This is a genomic window from Pseudonocardia sp. T1-2H, from assembly GCF_038039215.1.
Lineage (GTDB): Bacteria > Actinomycetota > Actinomycetes > Mycobacteriales > Pseudonocardiaceae > Pseudonocardia.
In genome coordinates, this window is the sequence record NZ_JBBPCL010000002.1 from 61,404 (window position 1) to 80,134 (window position 18,731).

Consider the following 18,731-nt stretch of genomic DNA (forward strand, 5'->3'; position numbering starts at 1 on the left):
TGTGCCGTCGATGGCAGCCATGCCGACATTCACCACCGGGTCGGTGCCCACTGCGGCGACGTTCGCGCAGCTGACGACGGGCATCGACTCGCTCGCTCAGATATCGGTCGGGCTCGCCGCCGCCTACAAGCCGTCGGCACCGGCGATGTCGAAGTCGCTCGTCCTCACGGACACGCCGATCCCCGACGCGACCGACACGGTCGTCAGGTGGGGCGGCACGGCCGTGGACACCGACAACATGCTCTACCTGCTCAGAGACACCGAGCTGACCGTGCACCAGGCGGGCTGGTACCGGATCGAGGGGCAAGCCGCGTGGCAACCCGGCCCCGCCAGCCAGCGGGCGATCTACATCGCGATCAACGGGACCGCGGCCTCGAACTACGTCGCCGCGTCGAACACGTTCTCCGCCGCGAACAACAACCTGCGTCAGCAGGTCGTCGCGTTCGAGCACCTCGCGGCCGGGTCGCACATCTACATGACCGCGTTTCAGAACTCCGGAGGCGATCTCAACCTGACGACGGCGGCCAACTGGGGGACGTGGCTGTCCATCGCCTGGGAAGCGCCCTACTGACTGGAGGTGCCTCGTGCCCGCCCTGACCAGCCTGCCGACGTTCGTCGACGGGCAACTCGTCCACCAGCCCCCGCTGAACCTGATCCCGTACAACATCGACCAGCTCGCGCAGCTCACCACCGGCTACCCGGCGGCCGCCGCGCGGTCGACGAAGCCCGTCGCCAAGGTCATCCTGTCCGGGTCCCAGGGCATCCCGTCGGGCGTCGGTGGAACCAACCAGATCGTCACGTGGGGCACCGAGATCGCCGACACCGACGGCATGTGGTCGTCGAGCTTCCCCGATCACATGACGATCAACACCCCGGGCTGGTACCGGATCCGCGCGCAGGCGTCGTGGGGGAGCGCTGGGGCGACGGAGCGGGTCGTGCAGATCCTGATCAACGGTGTCGCTGACCCTCTGAACGTTGTCGCGACGACCTCCGCGAACCTCGGCTACGGGGGCGGCTCGTTCCGCCACCAGGTCGTCGCGCTCGAGCACCTCGCCGCCGGTGCGTCCATCTACTGCGGCGTCTTTCAGAGCTCCGGAGCGACCCTCAACCTGCTCACGAACGGCGCGTGGGGCACCTACCTCACCGCGGCGTGGGCAGCGCCCTACTAGCTGCGAGGAGGCCCGATGGCGGCGCTGAGTGCGCTCCCCCAGTTCACCGAGGTCCTCGTCGACGCGCCCGCGCTGACGGCCCTCTCGACCAACATCAACGCTCTGTGTCAGCAGGTCACGGGGAAGCTCCCGTCGACCGGGGTGTCGTCGAAGCCGGTCTGCAAGGTGTGGCAGACGGCGACCCGCTCGGTGGCGAACGCGACGGTCGCGGTCATCCCCTGGGACGCCGAGCTCGTCGACACCGACAACATGTGGACCCCCGGCAACTCGTCGATCATCACGATTCAGACGGCCGGCTGGTACGACGTGCACCTGCAAACCGTGTGGGCCAACGGATCGCTAGGTCAGCGCACCGCGATCATCTTCGTCAACGGCACCGCGAACCCAGCGAACGTGGCCGCCGAGAAGGACGAGCTGATGGGCCAAACGGGCTCCGTGAAGGTCCAGGCCCACCTGTACGACCACTTCGCGGCCGGGACGGTGCTCCGCGGCGCCTACTACCAGGACACCGGCGGCTCCCTCTCCACCCTCACCACCAGCGGCAGCGTGTGGATGTCTGTCGCCTACGACGCTCCCTACTAGCCCGAAGGGCTCCCTCGCCGTGACCTTCCAGCTGCGCCTCCTCGTCAGGTGCGACACCCCCGGCGGGTTCGCCCCCGGGTCGTTCGAGGCGCTCTTGCAGACCGTCGTCCACATCCCGGGCCTCGACCCGACGTGGACCCACACCCTGATCGACGCCGTCGTGGCCGAAGACGGCGGCAGCGCCGAGTTCACCGTCCATTCGGCGCCCAACGTCGCGCTGTCCCTCGACGCCTCGCTGCGGGTCGTCACCTCGACCCCGGCCGCGTGGGTCCGGGCCGTCGACGAGGCCGGGACGGTGCTCGCCGAGTCCTCGTACGCGGCTCCGCTGCGGGAGACCCAAGAGGTCGAGATCGCCGGCCAGCACTACACCGTCACCGCGACGTCGTATCCGGGCCGCAACCCGGAGACGGGGGCGTGCGCCGGCGATATCGACTGGCAGGTCGCGGTCGTCGCCCCGAGGCCCCGGGCGGTGTCGCAGCCCGTGCCGGTCGTCGCGTCGTGACCGCGACCTGGCTGTACCCGGCCCCCGACGTCGACGACCTGTGGGACCTGTCGGACCTGCTGCGACGCAGCTACGGCGCCGCGCTGGCCTTGGCGACCGGGATGGCCATCGTCATCCTCGGAGGCGACTCGGACCGCATCGGCGGGGCATCGTTCACCGCGGTCCGGGAGACGGGCGGGATGCTGCTGTGGGGCGGCGTGTTCGCTGCGCTCGCGGCCGCGCTCGTCGTCGCCCGCGGCGTGTCCCGACGGCTGTTGAGGCTGGCCCTGATGGGCGGCGCCAGCGTGTACCTGCTGTGGGCGATCTCCCTCGCCGAGTCCGCCTACTGGGATCGTCACGCCGGACTGACCGGCCCGGTCGTGTACGCCATCATCGCGGTCCAACACGTCTCGCAGGCCGTCGAGTACCGCCGCCAACTCGTGCCGGGCGTCGTCGTCGCCGTCCCCAAGGCGCGGGACTCGCCATGACCGGGGTCGTCGACCAGGCCGCCTCGTGGCTCGCCGCCGTCGGAGGGGTCGCCGGGCTCGGCTCCATGATGAAGATCGGCGTCGACCGGCGGGCCACGAAGACGAAGACCGACAAGGTCGCCGTGGACACCGCCGTCGGCCTCCTCGCCCCCTTCAAGGAGTCGATCGAGTTCCTGAAGCAGGAGCTTGCCGACGAGCGGGAGGCTGCGAGCCGCCGGGACCGGGCGATGCGCGGCGAGGTCGGGTGGCTCCGCGAGTACATCGGGGACCTCGTCGACGCGCTCCGCGCGGCCGGTGTCGACGTCCCCCCGCCCCGCGCTGTCCCCGTCCCCGGACTCGGGTTCGACGCGCCGATGCCCGACCCCGAACCGCCTCCGCCGCCGCGGCGGCGGGCACCGCGCAGGAAGGACCCCGCCCCGTGAACACACGACCGTGGATCGACGTCGCCGAGCGTGTCGGCTGGACCTTCGTGCAGGCCGTCGCCGCATCCATCACCGCCGGGGGCACCGCCGTCGAGCTGGGCCAGTTCGACGTGCGGGCCGCGCTGGCTGGTGGCGGCGTCGCCGCGCTGCTGTGCCTGCTGAAGGTCGCCGGCGTGCAGCTCGCCGCGACGGGTGCCCGCGCGGCCGCCGCGCAGGCCGCGCCGCCCGCGCCGCCCGTGGAGCCGCACGCCGTGGAGCCGCCCGCCGACGTCACCCCCGCCGCGGCCCGAAAGGTCGCGGCGGTCGAGGCGACCTCCCCCTGCCTGCCGTGCCTGCCTCCGGGTGGTCGGCCGAGGAGATCGCGCAGCTCTCCGCTGCGTCCGCCGCGCCGTAGCGCGCGGCCCCCTGAACGCCGCCGGGTCTGAGTTGGAGAGGGGCTCAGGCCCGGCGGCCCCAACACGTCGAGAAAGGCGCCCCAGTGGCCCACAGGCACGCGCGCCCGGAACCCGCCTCCTCGGCGACCCGGCCGCCTCATCTGATCGCTGGTGCCGTCGCTGGGGCCCTGCTCCTGGGCGTCGTCACCGTCGCAGTCCTCGGCGGGCAGTACGGCCTGTGGTCGGGCACCCCGATCCGGTCCGCCGTTCCGGTGTCCGTCCCGATCCTCACCGCGGCCCCGGCGCCGCTGCCCGCGCCGCCACCGGTGGTGATCGAGGTGCCGCCGAAGCAGGTGACCGTGCACTCCGGGGACCGCGTCGGCGACTGCACCGCCACCCCGATAGACGTCTACTACTGCCCGAAGCTGACCGTCGCCCCGGTCGCCCCGGACCTGAACAGCGGAGGCACGCCGTGATCGGTCTCGCCATCGACTGCGTCGGCCACCCGACCGGCGCCCAGGTCCGAGACGCCGGCTACCAAGCGATCGCTCTATACGTGGGCACCCCGGGGCGGCGGAAGGCGCCCAGCGCCGCGCAGGTCGCCGACTACCTCGCGCACGGCCTGGAGCTGATCCTCGTCTACGAGGACACCATCGGATCGTGGGAAGGCGGCCGAGCTCGCGGCGCGGCCGACGCGACCGCAGCGCTCGAGCACGTGGAGGCCCTCGGGCTCGACCCGGCGCGGATCGGCTGCATCTACCTGGCGTTCGACAGCGATGTGACCGCGAAGCAGCTCCCGGTGGCCCGCGAGTACGGCGCCGGCGCAGGCTCGGTCCTCGGCGTCGACCGGGTCGGCGTGTACGGCGGCCGGTCCGTCATCTCCGACGCCCTCGACCGCGGCTGGGCCAGCTACGGCTGGGCCGCGGCGGGCTGGCAGTACGGGCACATCGACGACCGCTCGCACCTGTACCAGCAGGTCGGGACGGGGAACGTCGCCGGCGTGCCGGTCGACATCGACCAGATCCGCGCCGCCGACTACGGCCAGTACCCGGCGCCCGCTCCCCCGCCCGCTCCCGCACCCGCACCCGCCCCCAACGTCACCACCCTGGCCGCCTCGGTGGCCTGCAGCTCGGAGGACGCCGTGACGCTCATCAGCTTCGATCCGACCCCCTGGCCGGAGGACCCCCGGGGGGCCGCTGGCAGGACGTCGCGCCGTCGGCGTGGCCCCGCTCCGGGGAGGTCCACACCGCGCTGGTCCCGGCGGTCCCGGGCGGTGGCGGGTGGCGCGGCCGCGGCTCCGTCTCCTCGATCACCTGCGGGTGGGCGGGCGGCCAGGACGCCGTGGACGGGTCCGGGCGGGTCAAGCCGTCCGGGTTCATCGAGTACCTGCGGGTCTTCTCGTGGACCGACCTCAGCTACCGAACCCCGATCGTCACCAACCTCGTCGTCAACACCCCGATGGTCGGGAACCTGTCGCTGCCGCAGGTCGGGCTCCCCGGCTGGTGCACGTTCCTCGTGGCCCGCTACGCGGCGCCCGGTGGCCTGTACCTCGGCATCGAGTGGGAGCGCTGATGTCGCTGACCACGATCCGGGGCCGCGTCGTCGACCCCGGCCAGCAGCCGATCCCGGACGTGCAGGTGTCGGCGCGGCTGGTCGCCCCGACCGGCGCGTTCCTGACGGTGGACTCCACGTCGGAGATCACGACGTCGTCGACGACCCGCTCCGGAGCGGACGGGTACTGGACGCTGCAGCTGACCCCGCAGTCCGAGATCACCCCGACCGGCACCTACTACCAGCTGCGGGTGGTGTCCCCGGCCGGGCCGCAGCTCCACTACCTCGAGGTCGACGTCTCCACGGACGTGATCGGGGTGGCTCAGGCGCTGATCGACCCGGCGCTGCTGCAGCCGTCCGGTGCGGCCGGCGCGATCGGCGGCACGGTCGGGCTCGTGTCCCCGGTGCCGGTGAAGGGTCCGCTCACCGACGACGAACTTCGCGCGGCCCCGGTGCAGGTCGCCGGGTCCGGGCCGCTCGCCCTGGACGCGACGCTCGCCGCTGTCCTCGCCGCGCTCGCCGGGACGCTGTCCGTCGGCGGGACGGTGCACGTCGACAACCCGACGGCCGCCCCGGAAACGGGGCTGGCGAAGGACTCGACGCTCGGGCTGATCCTCGCCGAGCTCACCGCGGCGGCCACCGAGGCGGCCGTGGACGCGGCGGCGAACGTCGTGATGCGGCAGGGGCAGATGTTCCCGCCGCGGGCGCTGCAGTACGCGCGGGACAACCAGGACCGCCCGCTGACGATCATCGCGAACCAGCCGACCGTGACGTCGGTGCTGACGTGGGGCAACTCGACGCAGGCGAGCAGCGCCGTCCCCGGCGGCTACGCCACCTGGCACGGCACCGGCTCCCCGCAGGCTATCGACGCCCGCACGCAGCTCCGTGAGCTGTCCCAGCAGACCTTCAACTCTGTCCGCACCGACCGATGGGTGATCAGCTGATGGCCGTCAACTACCGCTTCGCCCAGGGCGTCGACCTGCCGTCGTGGCACTGGCTCTCCGAGTTCCCGGCCGGCGCCAGCAACCCCGGGACCAGCAACGTCTATGACGGCAACCGGTACATCTACTGGGCGGTCCAGTACGGCACGACCACCGCGGGCACGGCGAGCACGACCCAGCTGTGGCGGTACTGCACCTGGACGAACGGCTGGCAGTTCCTCGCCGGCCTGACCGCCGGCAACCAGGGCATCGACCTGGAGTTCGACCCAGTCCGGAACGTTGTCTGGCTGACGATCGGCGCCGCCCTCACCGAGTGGCGCTACTTCAACCTGAACTCGACGTCGCTGACCCTGTGTGGGCTCACGACCGGCGCGTTCACGCTGTCGTCGGCGATCGCCACGGTGCTCCCGGCGACGGCCACGGTGGGCGCCTCCCTCGCCCTGATCAACGACCTGGAACTCGTGTCGACGTTCGACTCGGGGGCAGCCGCGGCGGGCTCGACGACGACGTCCATCGTGTCGGCCAACGCGCCGGGCACCTTCCTGGCGTCGATCGTGGGCCTGCAGATCCGGTTCACCTCCGGGGCGCTGGCCGGGCAGAAGCGGATCATCACCTCGGTCACCTCGCCGACGGTCCTCGGCGTGACCCGCGCGTTCGGCGGGGCACCCGCAGCCGCCGACACGTGGGTGATCGAGGTGCCGTCCGACACGGCGGCCGCGGGCTCGACCACGACGACGCTCGTCACCACCGGCGGCCTCCCGGCCGGTGTCTTCGCGAACGCCGACGTCGTGATCACCGGCGGAACCGGTTCCGGGCAGCGCCGCCGGATCGGGTCGCACGACGCCACCACGCTCACCCTCGCCGGCGCAGTCGCCGGGAACCCGCGGACCGGGGCGTGGACGACCACGCCGGACGCGACGTCGACCTATCAGATCGTGCCGTCGTCGGACTTCCTGTACTTCCTAGTCGGCAACAACAGCACCGCAGTCTGGAAGATCGACGTGATGGCCACGACCTTGGCGTGGACGGCGGTCGCCGCGCTCCCCGGCACAGCCAACGGCGGGGCGAACTTCATGCACCCGGCGAGCTCGGCCCCGTTCCGGCTGGTCGCGCTCCGCGGAAACGGCACCGCCAACATCTACTTCTACGACCCCGGGAACAACTCGTGGTCGACCCCGACGGTCCTCGCGGCGAGCGAGACGTTCACGACCGGCGCGTCCAGCGCCCTCATGCCCGGGCGCCGGAAGATGTTCATCCAGAAGGAGGGCAGCCCGCGCTGCTACATCCTGGACCTCGTCACCGGGGCGCTCGACGGCGCCGGATTCATGCCGTACGCGTCCCCGGCCGGATACGACGGCCACCGCGCCCGGTACGTGAAGTCCGCGAGCGGCGTCGAATGGCTCTACCTGCTGAGGGCGGGCGGCCAGGAGTTCTACCGCCTCCCCGTGGAGTGGCTCTAGTAGGACTGAACGACTGAGCCCCGGCTCGCCTTCGTGGCGGGCCGGGGCTCTTTCGTCGTTCCGGGGGTCGACTCTTATTAGAGACGCGTCAGTCGCGTCTCTTGCGTCGCTTGGGCGGTGGAGGCATCCGGAACACCTGCCCGTCGTTGTAGCGCTGCTCCAGGTCCTCGGCTGCCTCCAGCATCAGCTGCTGGACGCCCTGCGACATGTTCTCCGGGACTAGGCCCATCGCCTCCGGGTTCCGGGATGCCCAGAAGATCGCCGCCCGGTACCGGGCGTATACCTCGTTCGCCAGGTAGAAGCTGCGGTAGTCGTTGCTCTCCTGCGGGTAGTTCGGGTCCTCCGTCGCCAGCACCACCGGTGGTGTCGCGGCCCTCGGCTTCCGTGCCCGCGCGCGCGGCCTCGGCGGCGCGCTGGCGGGCTCTGCGGCCGGTTCGGGGGCCTCGTCCTCCCCTGGCGCCTCGTCGGCGGCAGGCGCCTCCTCGGCAGGCTCGGGCTCCACCGCGGCGGGTGCGGCTGGCGGTTCCGCGCGGGGTGCGGGCGGCGGCTGCTCGTCCGGGTTGATGACGAGGCGGTTCTGCAGGGCGCGACCCTTCCCGCTCAACGCAGCACCCCGTCGCCGTGGTCGCCGCGCTGCATGAGATCCCGCTCGAGGAACGCCCGGAAGATGCGGGCCAGGCCGGCGGACGCGACGTCGCGGCGGTCGCCGAGCCGGTCGAGCAGCTGGAAGGCTTCGTTCACCGCGGTCCGGCGCGGGACCTCGGCGCGGACCTGGTCGCCGAACTCCTCATAGACCTTCCCGTGGATGGCCTCCTCGATGCCGGACCGGAGGTCGAACCCCGACAGCACGACGCCGGCCCACCGGAGCGGGTGCGCGCGCTGGATGCGCTCCACGCGGGTCCGGGCTTCGAGCGCCTTCCGGACGGCGTCGGTGGTCGGCGCGATCGGCGCGTACGACACGTCAGCCGCGTACATCGCCAGCGTCACGAGGGAACCCGTCCGGCCGCCGGTGTCGAACAGGACCAGGTCGTACTGGTCGTAGAGCTTCGCGGCGGTGAGGATGTCCCGCAGGAGCCAGGTGTCCGGGATCGAGACTTGGCTGATGCCCGTCAGGCTCGCCCCGGCCGGCAAGAGGTCCACGCCGTCCCACGGGGTGCTGACGATCTCCCCTGCGACGCGCTTGGCTCCCTTCTCGGCGTCTCCCTCGCCTGCGGTGACCCCGGCGTCCTCGAACACGGAGCCGAGACCGGTCGAGTGCTGCGGGACGCCGAAGCGGTTCGACAGGTTCCGCTCCGGGTCGACGTCGACGAGCAGGGTGTGCAGGCCAGCGCGGGACGCCTCCCCTGCCATGGTCATCTGCCACAGCGTCTTCGCCGTGCCGCCCTTTCCTGACAGCACGACGGCTGCTGGTGCGCTCATGTCTCTGCCTTCCGATGCGCGAGAGGTATCCGAGGCGTGGGCAGTAAGCCTCGCCTGGCACGCGTGGTTAGCGACGCACCATAGCGGGGCGTCTGAAGTGAGCTACGCATATCGGGTGTGGGGGGCGTGTCGGGCGACCGACGGGTCTCGGGCGTCTCTGATCCGTCTTATGAGAGACGCCTCTCTCGTCATTGACGCTGGTAACACCTCGCTCACGTCTCGGGTGTGCCAGGTATCTCGGGCCTCTCGGGTGTCCCACACGTGGCACCTGTCTCGGGCGTGCCGGGCATGGCACCTGTCTCGGGAGTGTCGGGTATCTCGGGTCTCCGAACACAGAAACGCCCGGCCAGACCGAGGTCTGACCGGGCGTCCGGGCGCTGCAGAGGGGAGGAGCTACGCGGCCTTCTGGCTCGGGTTGTGCCCGGCCTGGAAGGCGCGCCGGGCGGCGGGCCGCTCGGTGATGCGGGTCTGCATCGTCGCGAGCGCCATCCCGGTCGCCGCCATGAGCCGCTTCCAGCCCAGCCAGCCCTGGTTCTCCTGGTTCTTCGCCTCGGCGAGGGTGCGCTCCCACGCGGCCTCGGCGGCGATCCACAGGTGCTGGGCGCTGGACAGGCGGAGGAGGCGGGCCTCCTGCGTGGTGTCCTCGGTGTCGCCGGCCCGCGCGTAGTCGTCGATCATCGCCATGATCTCGCGAGCCCGGCTGTCCGGCTCGTGCTTCGGCAGCGGCAGGGGCTTGGCCATGACGGTGTCCTTCCGAGGTGGTGGGTCCGGTTTACTGGTACAGCGTAACTCAGCGCATGCCCGCTGGCCAGAGGGGCGCGCCGATCAGATCCGACGCGGAAGGGTGGCGCGGGCGTCCTCGCCCCAGTCCGCGAACGCGGAGAGCCGCTCGAACAGGGCCCGATACTCCTCGACGTCGCCCGGCTCCTCGAACATCGCCGTGGCCGTCCACAGCCCGACCATGACCGATGGCGGCGAGTCGTAGATGTCGAAGCCGTGCAGCGGGAGGACGTCCACGCCGCGGTCCGCCGGGATGTACCCGATGCGGAAGTTCGGCCAGGTCAAAGCGTCGTGGACCCGGTTGATCTGCTCGGCCATCGTGGCGGCGCCACCGATCTGCCAGTCGAACGCGCCCGCGGCGAGGAGCACCGTGTGCTGCGTCGTGCCCTGCCGGGCTTCCTCCTGCCGCCGCGCTCGACCGAGGACGCCGAGCTCCACCTGCTCGGGCGGGAATCCGCCGGACTCGAAGATGGCCCGCGCGTACCCCGGGGCCTGCAGCAGCCCGGGGACGGCGGCCGGTTGGAACCCGGCGACGTGCCCCGAGTCGCGCTCGAGCTTCGCGACCCGGTCCTGCACGGCCGCCGGGTCCCGGTTGATGACGAGGCGCCGGTTCAGCTCGCGCACTCCGGTCACCATCGCCAGCAGCTCGTCGCGCTCCGGACCGGCCAGCTCGTAGACGTCGGCCAGGGCCTCGACGTCGGCCAGGGTCGGGACGTTCCGGCCGGTCTCCATCCGGGACACCTTCGACTGGGAGAACCTGGCGCGCTTGCCGGCCTCCGAAGTAGAGAGCCCTGCGGCGTCGCGATGACGCCGCAGGGCTCCGCCGAGGTCTTCCCGGCTTGGTCGTGCGGGTGGCATGTTCCCCTCAGGCTGCTCTGGCGCCTCGGCGGTACTGCGGGTGCGCAGCCCACCATTCGTGCAGGTCCGTGCCCATCTGCCACGCCGACTCGGCGAGCACGACGTAGGCGGCAGCCGTCTCGGCGGCCGCCGCGGTGACGCCGAGCAGTCGGCCGTCCGCGTCGTAGTGCGAGCGGGCGACGTGGATGCCGTCGACGGCCCAGAAGTCGCCGAGGCGGAGCATGCCCTCGACCTCCGGGTGCTCGACGAGGTCGAGAATCCGGATCTGCTCGCCTGCGCCGGCGCACAGCCGGTACGGGCGGTCCAGCTCGTACTGCAGGGCCTCGGTCAGCGGGGTCCGGAGCACGTGGAGGCGCCGCCATGCGCGGCCGTCGGCGACGTCGCCCCGGACGTGGTCGGCCCAGGCGAGCTGGTCGGCGGTCCAGTGGTCGTCGTGGCCGTCCCGCCAGCGCGGGTAGTCCTCGGCCTCGACGTCGGCCGCGTACCGGTCCAGCGTCTCGACGTGCAGGAGGTCCCGGGTGTGCCGGGCTCCGACCCACGCGCCGAGGTCCGGGACGGAGAGGTCCGCGAGCTCGGGGAGCATCGCGCCGTCGAGGAAGATCTTCGCCTCGCCGTCGGGGACGGCCGGGTCGGTCACGGCGTCGCCGGTCAACAGGAACCCTCCCTCGGTCGGCTCGATGCGCGGACAGTTGAAGCCCGTACCGCACTGGTCGCGGAGCGTGTACGTCATGGGGGTCCCCTCCCAGGCTGACGGGTGATCGCTGCCCAGTGTCGGGGGTCCGGGCCGGTCTAGTCAATCTCAACGTGCATTACGCCATGCGGGTGGCAGCGCTCCTCCTGGCTTGCGCTCGATGCAGATTGAGTGTGCATACTCGGACTCAGCGGTCGCCCCACCGGCCGGACCGAGGTCCCCCTTCGGGTCCCTGGTGGGGCGGCCGGATCCCGTCCTCGCGTGCGCGCACCGGCGCGCGCACGGGTCCGCGCACGTCAACCCGAAGGAGAGACCGCCAGTGAGCTGGTCGAAGGTCCGCACCGCTATCCGCGCTGCGTGGTGCTGGGTCGTCGACAGCACGCCGCTCGTGGTGTCGCTGGTCGCCGTCGCCGGGGTCGCCGCGTGGATGTCGTTCGACGCGATCGCGGCGCTCGCGGTCCGGTGCGGCATGAACCCGGCCACGGCGTGGCGGGTCCCGGTCCTCATCGACGTCGGAGCGTTCGGCGGGACGGTCGCGTGGCGGTCCCGCCGGCTCGACCCGGAGCGCGTCGAGTTCGGCCGGAAGCTCGCGCTCGTCCTCCTCGGCGTCTCGATGATCGCGAACGGCGTCGAGCACGGAGCCGAGGGGATCGAGCGTCAGGTCGCGTTCGGCTGGGTGGTGGCGACGATCCTGCTGTCCCTCCTGGCGCCGCCGATCCTGGCGGCGATGCTCCACCTGGCGACGTCGCCTCGCCCGCGGCTGGCGGCTGGCGCCAAGGCTGGCGCTGGCGAGCTGGCGGCGGCTGGCGCTGGCGAGCTGGCGACGGCTGGCGCGGAGGACCTGGCGCCCGCTGGCGCGGACGAGCTGGTGCCCGCTGGCGCGGAGGACCTGGTGCCCGCTGGCGCTGGTGCTGGCGCCGCTGGCGCGGCTGGCGCTGGCGCGGCTGGCGAGGACCAGCTGGCGGCTGGCGCGGGGGCTGGTGCCCCGGCTGGTGCTGGCGCTGGCGCGCCTGGCGCTGGCGACTGGCGCCAGGAGGACCAGGAGGACGAGCGCCAGGAGGACCAGGAGGACCAGCCTGCCGACGAGGACGACGAGCGCCAGGACGACGAGGAGCCGCCGGCCGAGCCGGCTAGCGACGACTTCCTCCTCCACCGGGCGGCACGTCTGGTCGCTGAGGGTGCCGGCCGCCCGACGCTCATGCGCGAGCTCGGCGTGAAGGACCACGTGGCGAAGAAGCTGCTGAAGGAGATCGACCGGCGCGGGCTCGCGAAGAAGCGGGGCGCGTGATGGCCGTCGAGCTGGTCAAGTGTCGGGTCCGGCGGTCGGGCTACCCGATCGAGCGCGGTGATCTTTCCGTGCATGTGGATCTCGAAGACGGCGATACCGAGCAGATATTGAAAAGCGTTCTCAGAAAGGCAGCCGAGCGAGATGGCAGATCCCTCCTTAGTGAATACGAATTAGATGTGTTTGACCGTTTTGGCGAAATCACCACTACCTACGTAATTCCGGATTAAGGAAAGGCGGCGACCATGCCAGGCAAGCGAAAGCTCGCAGGAAAGGCGCTCGGGCCCATCGCCCGCGCTGCCCGCCGGGCCGCGCACTTCGACGCCGAGTGCGCCCGGGCGGCAACCCCGGACGCACAGGTCCGGGTCCGCGGCGAACACCTCGCCGCCGTCATCCGGCACGCACCACCCGGGCTCGCTCCTCTCGCCGCCGAGCAGGCCCTCACCGCGATCACCGCGCTCATCGCCGACATCGAGAGGCTGGGAATCCCCGCATGACCACGACACAGGAAGAGTCCACCTGGCAGCCCGCCTACCCGGACCAGGAGAGGGGCAACGGCAACGGCAACGGCAACGCAGCCGCCCCCGCCGGAGAGGGGTCCAACGCGGGGGCGCGCGCGCCCGCGCGCGTAGGGGCGCGCGCGAGCGGCCCCGATCTGGCCCGAGCCGTTGCCGACCGCTGGCGCTCCTCCCGGGAGGCCCGCAGGGAGCACTACGACAGCCTCGACCCGGCGGAGGAGACCCCCGCCCCGGAGTACGACCTGCCCGGCGGGTTCTGGACCGAGGGGCCGGCCAGCATGGTCGACGTCGTCGCCTACCACCGCGGCGCCGTGGCCGACTCCTGGGGCAACGGCCGGCGCTGGGAGGGCGCGCTCGACTTCGTGTTCGGGTACCTGCTGTCCATCCCGCTGACGACCGTCCTGCACGGCATCGAATGGGTCGTACAGAAGAAGCACCGGACCGGGATCGTGCTGGCGGTAATCGCATTCGCGCTCTTCGCTCAGTGGATCGGCCAGGTCATTTCCGCGGCGTCCGGGGCGGTGGGCTGATGCTTGTCGCCGTCGTCCTCTTCGCTGTCGGCCTGTTCTTTCTGCGGAAGAAGAAGCTCGCCCGCACGGTGCCGGTCCTGTGGCTCGGCGCGGGCGCAGGCGTGACCGGCGCAATCCTCGATTGGTTCAACACCGGAGTCGGTTGGGCGGCCACATTCGGCGGCAAGTTCCTGGGCGGCGCGATCGTCGTTCTCGCCGTCGGCGTCGTGTGGCTGACCCTGAACCTCGGCCACGACCTGCACCCGAAGCACAAGGGCGCGGCGACCCGAGCCACCGCCTACTCGGCGCTGTTCCTCTGCCCGCTCGCGTCGATGCTCGGGGGCAAGCTCCCCGAGTTCCTCCTCGCCCTCGGCCACGCGGTCAACAACGCCGGTGGCGCTGCCGTCGCCTGGATCTTCTGATGCTGGCGATGGCGGTCTTCATCGCCTACTGGTGGATGCGCGCCACCGACCGGCTGGCGCCGCTGTTCACCCCTGGCGGCCTCATTCCCGGGCGGGGCACCAGCGGCGCTGGCGGCCACGCTGGCGGGTCGGCTGGCGGGGCTGGCGCCAGCCGTGCCAGCGGGGCTGGCGCCAGCCGCGCCAGCGGGGCTGGCGGGTCGGCTGGCGGCGGCGCTGGCGCGGGCACCAGGAGCACCTGGCGGACTGGCGCTGGCGGCGCTGGCGCCACGCCCTGGCGCGACCAGCTCCGCGGCTGGGGGAAGTCGACTGGCGCTGGCGTCGACCGCGCTGGCGGCTGGCTCGACGGCCTCGGCGACTGGGGCGCGGACCGCATCGACGACTGGGTGGCCTTCCGCGACGAGGCCGCGAAGGAGGCTCGGCGCCGCCGGAAGATCGACCAGGACCGCGCCGACTGGGACAGCCGGAACCACCCGAACGACGACCGCTCGCGGCTGCAGCGGCGGCGCGATCGCCGGAACACGTGCCCGGCGTGCGGGCACACCCCGGACGCCCGGAACTCGTACGCGGCCGACGGGTGCTCGTGCCAGGAGTGCGCGTGCATGGCGCTCAACCCGGCGCCGCGCCGGCCGCCCGAGCCGCCTCCCACGCCCGGCCCGGAGCCCGTCGACCTGGACGAGCCGGTCCCCGCCGGACGGATCGACAACACGGGTCACACCGTCGTCGAGGGCTCCGTCGAAGACCTCCGCCCGCAGGGGAGCGACGGAGCCGACCAGCCGATCGAAGTACCGAGCAACGCCAACCCGGCCCTCCCGGCCGGAACCTCTGGAGGAGACATGACCGCACCCGTGATCGACGTCGACGAGGCGAAGGTCCGCCAGTGCTACGCCGTCCTGGCGCACTGCAGCCAGCAGCTCGAAGCGCTCGCTGAGGGTCTGACCGCGCGAAACATGGACCCGGCGTCGCTGGCGAACCTGGACGAGCTGCGGGAGCACATGGCGAGCGTCAGCGAGAACATCCACAGCCGCCACGACCGGATGCAGGAGGCCGTGGACGACACCGAGCACCCGGCGGACACGAACGCCTACACCGAGGACTAGCCCCCGCAGGACCCACTGAAGAGGCACCACCCCACCGGCCCGGCCCGCCAGCTCTGGCGGGCCGGGCCACCTGCAAGAACGGAGGACGCAACCGTGGACATGCTGAAGCCCTGGCAGAAGGTCGAGACCAGTCCTGCCGTGCCCACGCTCGAGGACCGGCGGAGGGCCGCCCTGGTCCTGGCCGGCCTGCCGTACGAGGCTCCGGTCAAGCCGACGACGGCGTGGGGTCGGGCCCGGTCCCGGGTCTACCGGGGCCGCCGGATGCTCGCCCCGCTCGCCGGGATCGCCACGGTCATCGCGTTCGTGACCGGGGAGCGCCTCGCCCGGTACGGCGACATCGTGTCTCCGTGGGCGATCTTCGGGCTCGGCACGATCCTCGGCGCGGCCCTGTACCTGCGGGCCCGGCGCCTGGACCGGCACCCCGGCGAGGCGGCGATGTTCGCCGCCATCGCGATCCTCTACATGCTGGTGGTGGCTTGCGGTGCTTGATCCGGACACCCTGTGCGTCCTCGGCCTGGCGGCGGCGTCGTGGCGGTACTGGCGACGGAACGAGCTCGGCGAGCCCGACCCGATCCTCGCGGAAGACGTCGAGGACTACTTCGCGCGCTCGTGGGTCGAGGAGCTGTGGGCGGAGCACGTCTCCCGGGACGGCGGGCTGCTGCCCGGCGCGTACCTGACCGATGTGCACGAGATCGCCACCGACGGCGACGACGGCGGGCTCGCGTCCCGGTGGGAGGCCGTGATCGTCCTGGCCCCCGGCGGCCGCCAGACCACGTCGACGGCGCGGCAGGTCGCGCGGAACGTGCAGGCCGCGTTCTCGGCGACGGACAAGTGCGAGGTGGAGATCGGCTGGACGTCGGACCGGAACCTGTCGAGGGCCCGGCTGACGGTGACCCGCGCGAACCCGCTCCACTCCTCGGTGTCGTGGCCGGGCCCGACCCTGGACATCACGACCGGGCTGTACCAGTCCGGCCGGTACATCGACGACGACGCCGCGCACGTGCGCTGCTTCGAGCCCGGGTCCGGCGCGGTGAACTGGCTGATCGCCGGCGCGATGGGTCGCGGCAAGTCCGCGTTCCTGGAGACGATGCTGATCGAGACGTCGCAGCCGCGGTTCGTCGGCTCCGACGGTGTCGAGCGCAGCCTGTTCGCGACGTTCCTCGGCGACGGCAAGGGCGGCAACTCGCTGCCGACCTGGAAGCGGTCCCCGCACGTGCGGTGGTTCGCGCCGGACCCGCGGAACATCATGCGGATGCTCCGCGCCGCCGTGCGGATCCTGCACCAGCGCGAGCGGGACCTGTCGGCGATCCAGTGGACCGACGACAAGGGCCGGGAGCGGGAGGGCATCGCCCACTTCGACCCGGTCCTGGCCAACCGCGGGTACCTGCAGGTCGTCGTCGACGAGTGGGCGAAGTTCCTGAAGCGCTGCTCGGCGAAGGACCGGGCCGAGGCGATCAAGCTGGCGTTGGAGATCGCGCAGGGCGGCCGGTCCCTCGGGGTGCGGCTCGTCCTCACCGGCCAGGGCATCAGCATGGAGGAGTTCGGCTCCACCGAGCTTCCGGCAGATGGTCGCCGGGAACGTCATCTGCTTCCAGACGAAGTCGAGGACGCAGGGCGGGATGGCGTTCGCCGGCGGCATGGCCGGGGTGGACCCGACGGAGCTGCCCACGACGATGCCGGACGGCGTCACGCCGCTGCAGGGCATGTCCTACGTGATGGGCCCGGACAACCGGACCACGATGCACCGGACCTGGGTCTGCGACGACCCGTACGGCTGGGCGATGGACGCCCCGGAGGGCGACCTGCACCCGTCGGACGAGGAGGCGGGCGGCTACGACCTGCGGGTCGCCCGGGACCGGGTCCTGAAGCTGGTGTCCGACGACGACCCCGAGCCGGAGAAGTCGCCGCTCGCCGGCATGACCGGGGAGGAGGTCATCGCCGGGATGCTCCACGTTGCCGGCGGCACCGTCCAGGATCAGCGGCGGGCGCTGATCCTCGCGGCGATCGGGGAGGGCCCGGCGTCGACGGCGGACATCATGGCGGCGTCCGCGCGGTGGCCGGACGACATCCCGGCGTCGTCGAAGACGATCGGCAACGAGCTGCGCGCGATGGTCGAGGAGGGCATCCTCCTGCAGCCGGGAGGGAAGCAGACCCCGTACATGCCGGTGCCGCGTCGCGCGGCCTGAGCGCAACGCAGAGAGCCCCCCACGCCTCCGGTGAGGTGTGGGGGCTCTCTGCGTTGCTGGGGCTGTCAGCGGCCGTCCGGGTGGGCGCGGAGGCAGGCGTCGCAGTCGCAGGTCCGGCCGGGCGGCGGCGGGTTGGTGTCCTTCGCGCGGGCCCGGTCGAGGCAGCTGGTCCGGCCGGGCAGCGCCTCGCACACGATGTACACGAGGCGTCCCTCGTCGGGGACGTCGTAGAGGGCGCGGGCCTCCGGGGGGAGGTCGAACACCATCGTCTCCTCGTTGATGTGCTCGAGGGGGGCGCGGCAGCCGTCGCAGGTGATCACGTGTCCGGTCGAGGTCTTCGCGAGCGGCATGGTCAGTCCTTCCCGGGGTAGTCGAGGCGCACGTCGTCGAGGTGCACGAGCAGCAGGAACGCGAGGACGCCCGGCCAGGTCGCGGTGACGCCGAGGGCGAGCAGGGCGGCGCGCCACCCGGTGGGCGGCTGGAAGCTCCACAGGGGCCCCTGCTGCACGAGGTAGGCGGCCGTCCAGGCGGCGACCATGACGCCGCACGCCAGGAACCGGAGGATCATGAACAGGTCCACGGTCACGCCTCCTGCGGGGCGGGCGCGGGCAGGCCGACCGCGTGGCGGCGCGCGGCGCGCTCGCTGTAGGTGAGGCGGGCGACGACCTCCGCGGGCTCGTCGGATTCGGCGTCGGCGCAGCGCGGGCAGCCGATCTCCGGGCCGGCCTGGTGCAGGCCGTTCTGGTGCTCGGCGATGCAGGCGGCGATCAGTTCGCGGTGCATGCGCTCGACGAGGGTGAAGAGGGCTCCGCGGCCGCGGTCCCCGGCGTCGATCGCGGTGACGCTGCTGCCGTTCAGGGCGAGCGTCCAGCCGACGGAGCGGCGGCCCTTCGCGTCGGGTGAGCCCGGGGGCATCACGGCGACGCGGACGGTCGGCTCCTCCCAGGTGATGTGCTGACGGGGCATCGGGTGCTCCTCGATGGGATGGGCCCGGGGGTGGTCGGGCCGAAGGGGTGTTGCAGAGCCGGCCGCCCCGCGGGGTGCGGGGCGGCCGGGGGGGTCAGGCCAGGAAGTCGGGCATCCCGGCCAGCTCGTAGGCGAGCTGCTGGTCGAACTGGATGCGCTCGGTGGCGAGGAGGAGCGCGACCTCGGGGGCGACGGCCGGGAAGGCGGTGGCGACCTCGCGGAGCCGGTTGCGGGCGATCACGCGGAGGTCCTCGTCGAAGAGGGTCGCCCACCGCGGGTGCAGGACGGACGCCTCGAAGGAGTCGCCGATCTGGTTGGTCTCGGCGAGGCGGCGGAGTCCTTCGCTGCCCTTGGTGATGGTCTGGGCGATGTACGCCACGGCCTCGAGGGGGATGCGGGAGGCGAGGGCCCTGTAGGCGTAGTTCGGCGAGTAGGGGCCTTCGCGCCTCAGGCGGTTGCACATGGCGAGACATTCGGCCTGGTAGGCGCTGGCGAGGGCGAGGCGGGCGGGCGGATCGGTCTGGTCGGTCAT

General features: G+C 72.2%; 28 protein-coding genes and 2 pseudogenes. 21 read left to right on the forward strand and 9 right to left on the reverse strand.

Annotated elements, in window-relative coordinates:
* Positions 1-19 precede the first annotated feature (19 nt).
* The 12 genes and pseudogenes from WBK50_RS33225 (at position 20) to WBK50_RS33275 (ending at position 7,468) form a co-directional block, all read left to right on the forward strand.
* The gene (locus WBK50_RS33225) at positions 20-571 is read left to right on the forward strand and encodes a hypothetical protein (RefSeq protein WP_341339708.1); all 552 of its coding nucleotides are present in this window, start codon (positions 20-22) and stop codon (positions 569-571) included.
* A 13-nt stretch (positions 572-584) separates the two neighbouring features.
* Positions 585-1,169 (forward strand): hypothetical protein, encoded by a 585-nt coding sequence (locus WBK50_RS33230; protein WP_341339709.1) that lies wholly within the window; start codon positions 585-587, stop codon positions 1,167-1,169.
* A 15-nt stretch (positions 1,170-1,184) separates the two neighbouring features.
* Positions 1,185-1,751 (forward strand): hypothetical protein, encoded by a 567-nt coding sequence (locus WBK50_RS33235; RefSeq protein WP_341339710.1) that lies wholly within the window; start codon positions 1,185-1,187, stop codon positions 1,749-1,751.
* 19 nt (positions 1,752-1,770) lie between these two features.
* Positions 1,771-2,253, forward strand: a complete 483-nt coding sequence (locus WBK50_RS33240; protein WP_341339711.1) for a hypothetical protein — start codon at positions 1,771-1,773, stop codon at positions 2,251-2,253.
* Positions 2,250-2,720 carry a hypothetical protein gene (locus WBK50_RS33245; RefSeq protein WP_341339712.1) on the forward strand — a complete coding sequence of 157 codons (471 nt, stop codon included), beginning with the start codon at positions 2,250-2,252 and terminating at the stop codon, positions 2,718-2,720. Before WBK50_RS33240 ends, WBK50_RS33245 begins: the two co-directional genes overlap by 4 nt.
* A complete protein-coding gene (locus WBK50_RS33250; RefSeq protein ID WP_341339713.1) occupies positions 2,717-3,142 on the forward strand; it encodes a hypothetical protein in 426 nt (141 codons plus the stop codon). The genes WBK50_RS33245 and WBK50_RS33250 overlap by 4 nt, the downstream gene beginning before the upstream one ends.
* Positions 3,139-3,567, forward strand: a complete 429-nt coding sequence (locus tag WBK50_RS33255; protein ID WP_341339714.1) for a hypothetical protein — start codon at positions 3,139-3,141, stop codon at positions 3,565-3,567. The genes WBK50_RS33250 and WBK50_RS33255 overlap by 4 nt, the downstream gene beginning before the upstream one ends.
* Positions 3,568-3,620: 53 nt before the next feature.
* Complete coding sequence (locus WBK50_RS33260) at positions 3,621-3,992, forward strand: hypothetical protein (RefSeq protein ID WP_341339715.1); 372 nt, start codon at positions 3,621-3,623, stop codon at positions 3,990-3,992.
* A pseudogene (locus tag WBK50_RS35540) lies at positions 3,989-4,495 on the forward strand (glycoside hydrolase domain-containing protein); the annotation flags it as partial. The gene WBK50_RS33260 and the pseudogene WBK50_RS35540, both read left to right, overlap by 4 nt.
* A gap of 362 nt (positions 4,496-4,857) precedes the next feature.
* Positions 4,858-5,088, forward strand: a complete 231-nt coding sequence (locus WBK50_RS33265) for a hypothetical protein (RefSeq protein WP_341339716.1) — start codon at positions 4,858-4,860, stop codon at positions 5,086-5,088.
* Positions 5,088-6,011 carry a hypothetical protein gene (locus WBK50_RS33270; protein ID WP_341339717.1) on the forward strand — a complete coding sequence of 308 codons (924 nt, stop codon included), beginning with the start codon at positions 5,088-5,090 and terminating at the stop codon, positions 6,009-6,011. Before WBK50_RS33265 ends, WBK50_RS33270 begins: the two co-directional genes overlap by 1 nt.
* Complete coding sequence (locus WBK50_RS33275; protein WP_341339718.1) at positions 5,996-7,468, forward strand: hypothetical protein; 1,473 nt, start codon at positions 5,996-5,998, stop codon at positions 7,466-7,468. The genes WBK50_RS33270 and WBK50_RS33275 overlap by 16 nt, the downstream gene beginning before the upstream one ends.
* 88 nt (positions 7,469-7,556) lie before the next feature.
* On the opposite strand, the gene WBK50_RS33280 is transcribed toward WBK50_RS33275, so the two are convergent.
* The 5 genes from WBK50_RS33280 to WBK50_RS33300 form a co-directional block, all read right to left on the reverse strand.
* Positions 7,557-8,072: a hypothetical protein gene (locus WBK50_RS33280; protein WP_341339719.1), complete on the reverse strand. Its 516-nt coding sequence runs from the start codon at positions 8,070-8,072 to the stop codon at positions 7,557-7,559.
* Positions 8,069-8,887, reverse strand: a complete 819-nt coding sequence (locus tag WBK50_RS33285) for a ParA family protein (RefSeq protein WP_341339720.1) — start codon at positions 8,885-8,887, stop codon at positions 8,069-8,071. Before WBK50_RS33285 ends, WBK50_RS33280 begins: the two co-directional genes overlap by 4 nt.
* Positions 8,888-9,280: 393 nt before the next feature.
* A complete protein-coding gene (locus WBK50_RS33290) occupies positions 9,281-9,628 on the reverse strand; it encodes a hypothetical protein (protein ID WP_341339721.1) in 348 nt (115 codons plus the stop codon).
* A gap of 84 nt (positions 9,629-9,712) precedes the next feature.
* Complete coding sequence (locus WBK50_RS33295; RefSeq protein ID WP_341339722.1) at positions 9,713-10,525, reverse strand: helix-turn-helix domain-containing protein; 813 nt, start codon at positions 10,523-10,525, stop codon at positions 9,713-9,715.
* Between the two features lie 7 nt (positions 10,526-10,532).
* Positions 10,533-11,255 (reverse strand): DUF6879 family protein, encoded by a 723-nt coding sequence (locus tag WBK50_RS33300; protein WP_341339723.1) that lies wholly within the window; start codon positions 11,253-11,255, stop codon positions 10,533-10,535.
* 280 nt (positions 11,256-11,535) lie between these two features.
* On the opposite strand from WBK50_RS33300, the gene WBK50_RS33305 reads away from it, so the two are divergent.
* The 9 genes and pseudogenes from WBK50_RS33305 (at position 11,536) to WBK50_RS33345 (ending at position 17,233) form a co-directional block, all read left to right on the forward strand.
* Complete coding sequence (locus WBK50_RS33305) at positions 11,536-12,504, forward strand: DUF2637 domain-containing protein (RefSeq protein ID WP_341339724.1); 969 nt, start codon at positions 11,536-11,538, stop codon at positions 12,502-12,504.
* A complete protein-coding gene (locus WBK50_RS33310; protein ID WP_341339725.1) occupies positions 12,501-12,731 on the forward strand; it encodes a hypothetical protein in 231 nt (76 codons plus the stop codon). The genes WBK50_RS33305 and WBK50_RS33310 overlap by 4 nt, the downstream gene beginning before the upstream one ends.
* Positions 12,732-12,746: 15 nt before the next feature.
* Positions 12,747-12,998 (forward strand): hypothetical protein, encoded by a 252-nt coding sequence (locus tag WBK50_RS33315; RefSeq protein ID WP_341339726.1) that lies wholly within the window; start codon positions 12,747-12,749, stop codon positions 12,996-12,998.
* Entirely contained in the window at positions 12,995-13,549 is a 555-nt protein-coding gene (locus WBK50_RS33320; RefSeq protein WP_341339727.1) for a hypothetical protein, read from the forward strand. The genes WBK50_RS33315 and WBK50_RS33320 overlap by 4 nt, the downstream gene beginning before the upstream one ends.
* A complete protein-coding gene (locus tag WBK50_RS33325; RefSeq protein WP_341339728.1) occupies positions 13,549-13,950 on the forward strand; it encodes a hypothetical protein in 402 nt (133 codons plus the stop codon). The genes WBK50_RS33320 and WBK50_RS33325 overlap by 1 nt, the downstream gene beginning before the upstream one ends.
* 383 nt (positions 13,951-14,333) lie before the next feature.
* The gene (locus WBK50_RS33330) at positions 14,334-15,047 is read left to right on the forward strand and encodes a hypothetical protein (RefSeq protein ID WP_341339729.1); all 714 of its coding nucleotides are present in this window, start codon (positions 14,334-14,336) and stop codon (positions 15,045-15,047) included.
* A 93-nt stretch (positions 15,048-15,140) separates the two neighbouring features.
* Positions 15,141-15,536: a hypothetical protein gene (locus WBK50_RS33335; RefSeq protein WP_341339730.1), complete on the forward strand. Its 396-nt coding sequence runs from the start codon at positions 15,141-15,143 to the stop codon at positions 15,534-15,536.
* Positions 15,537-16,134: 598 nt separating this feature from the next.
* Positions 16,135-16,518, forward strand: a pseudogene (locus tag WBK50_RS35545) (hypothetical protein); the annotation flags it as partial.
* Positions 16,519-16,612: 94 nt separating this feature from the next.
* Entirely contained in the window at positions 16,613-17,233 is a 621-nt protein-coding gene (locus tag WBK50_RS33345; RefSeq protein WP_341339732.1) for a hypothetical protein, read from the forward strand.
* Positions 17,234-17,298: 65 nt separating this feature from the next.
* Here WBK50_RS33345 and WBK50_RS33350 read toward each other — a convergent pair whose 3' ends face one another.
* The 4 genes from WBK50_RS33350 to WBK50_RS33365 form a co-directional block, all read right to left on the reverse strand.
* Entirely contained in the window at positions 17,299-17,583 is a 285-nt protein-coding gene (locus WBK50_RS33350) for a hypothetical protein (RefSeq protein ID WP_341339733.1), read from the reverse strand.
* Between the two features lie 2 nt (positions 17,584-17,585).
* Positions 17,586-17,819, reverse strand: a complete 234-nt coding sequence (locus tag WBK50_RS33355) for a hypothetical protein (RefSeq protein WP_341339734.1) — start codon at positions 17,817-17,819, stop codon at positions 17,586-17,588.
* Positions 17,816-18,199, reverse strand: a complete 384-nt coding sequence (locus WBK50_RS33360) for a hypothetical protein (protein WP_341339735.1) — start codon at positions 18,197-18,199, stop codon at positions 17,816-17,818. Before WBK50_RS33360 ends, WBK50_RS33355 begins: the two co-directional genes overlap by 4 nt.
* Before the next feature lie 94 nt (positions 18,200-18,293).
* Positions 18,294-18,731 carry a hypothetical protein gene (locus WBK50_RS33365; protein ID WP_341339736.1) on the reverse strand — a complete coding sequence of 146 codons (438 nt, stop codon included), beginning with the start codon at positions 18,729-18,731 and terminating at the stop codon, positions 18,294-18,296.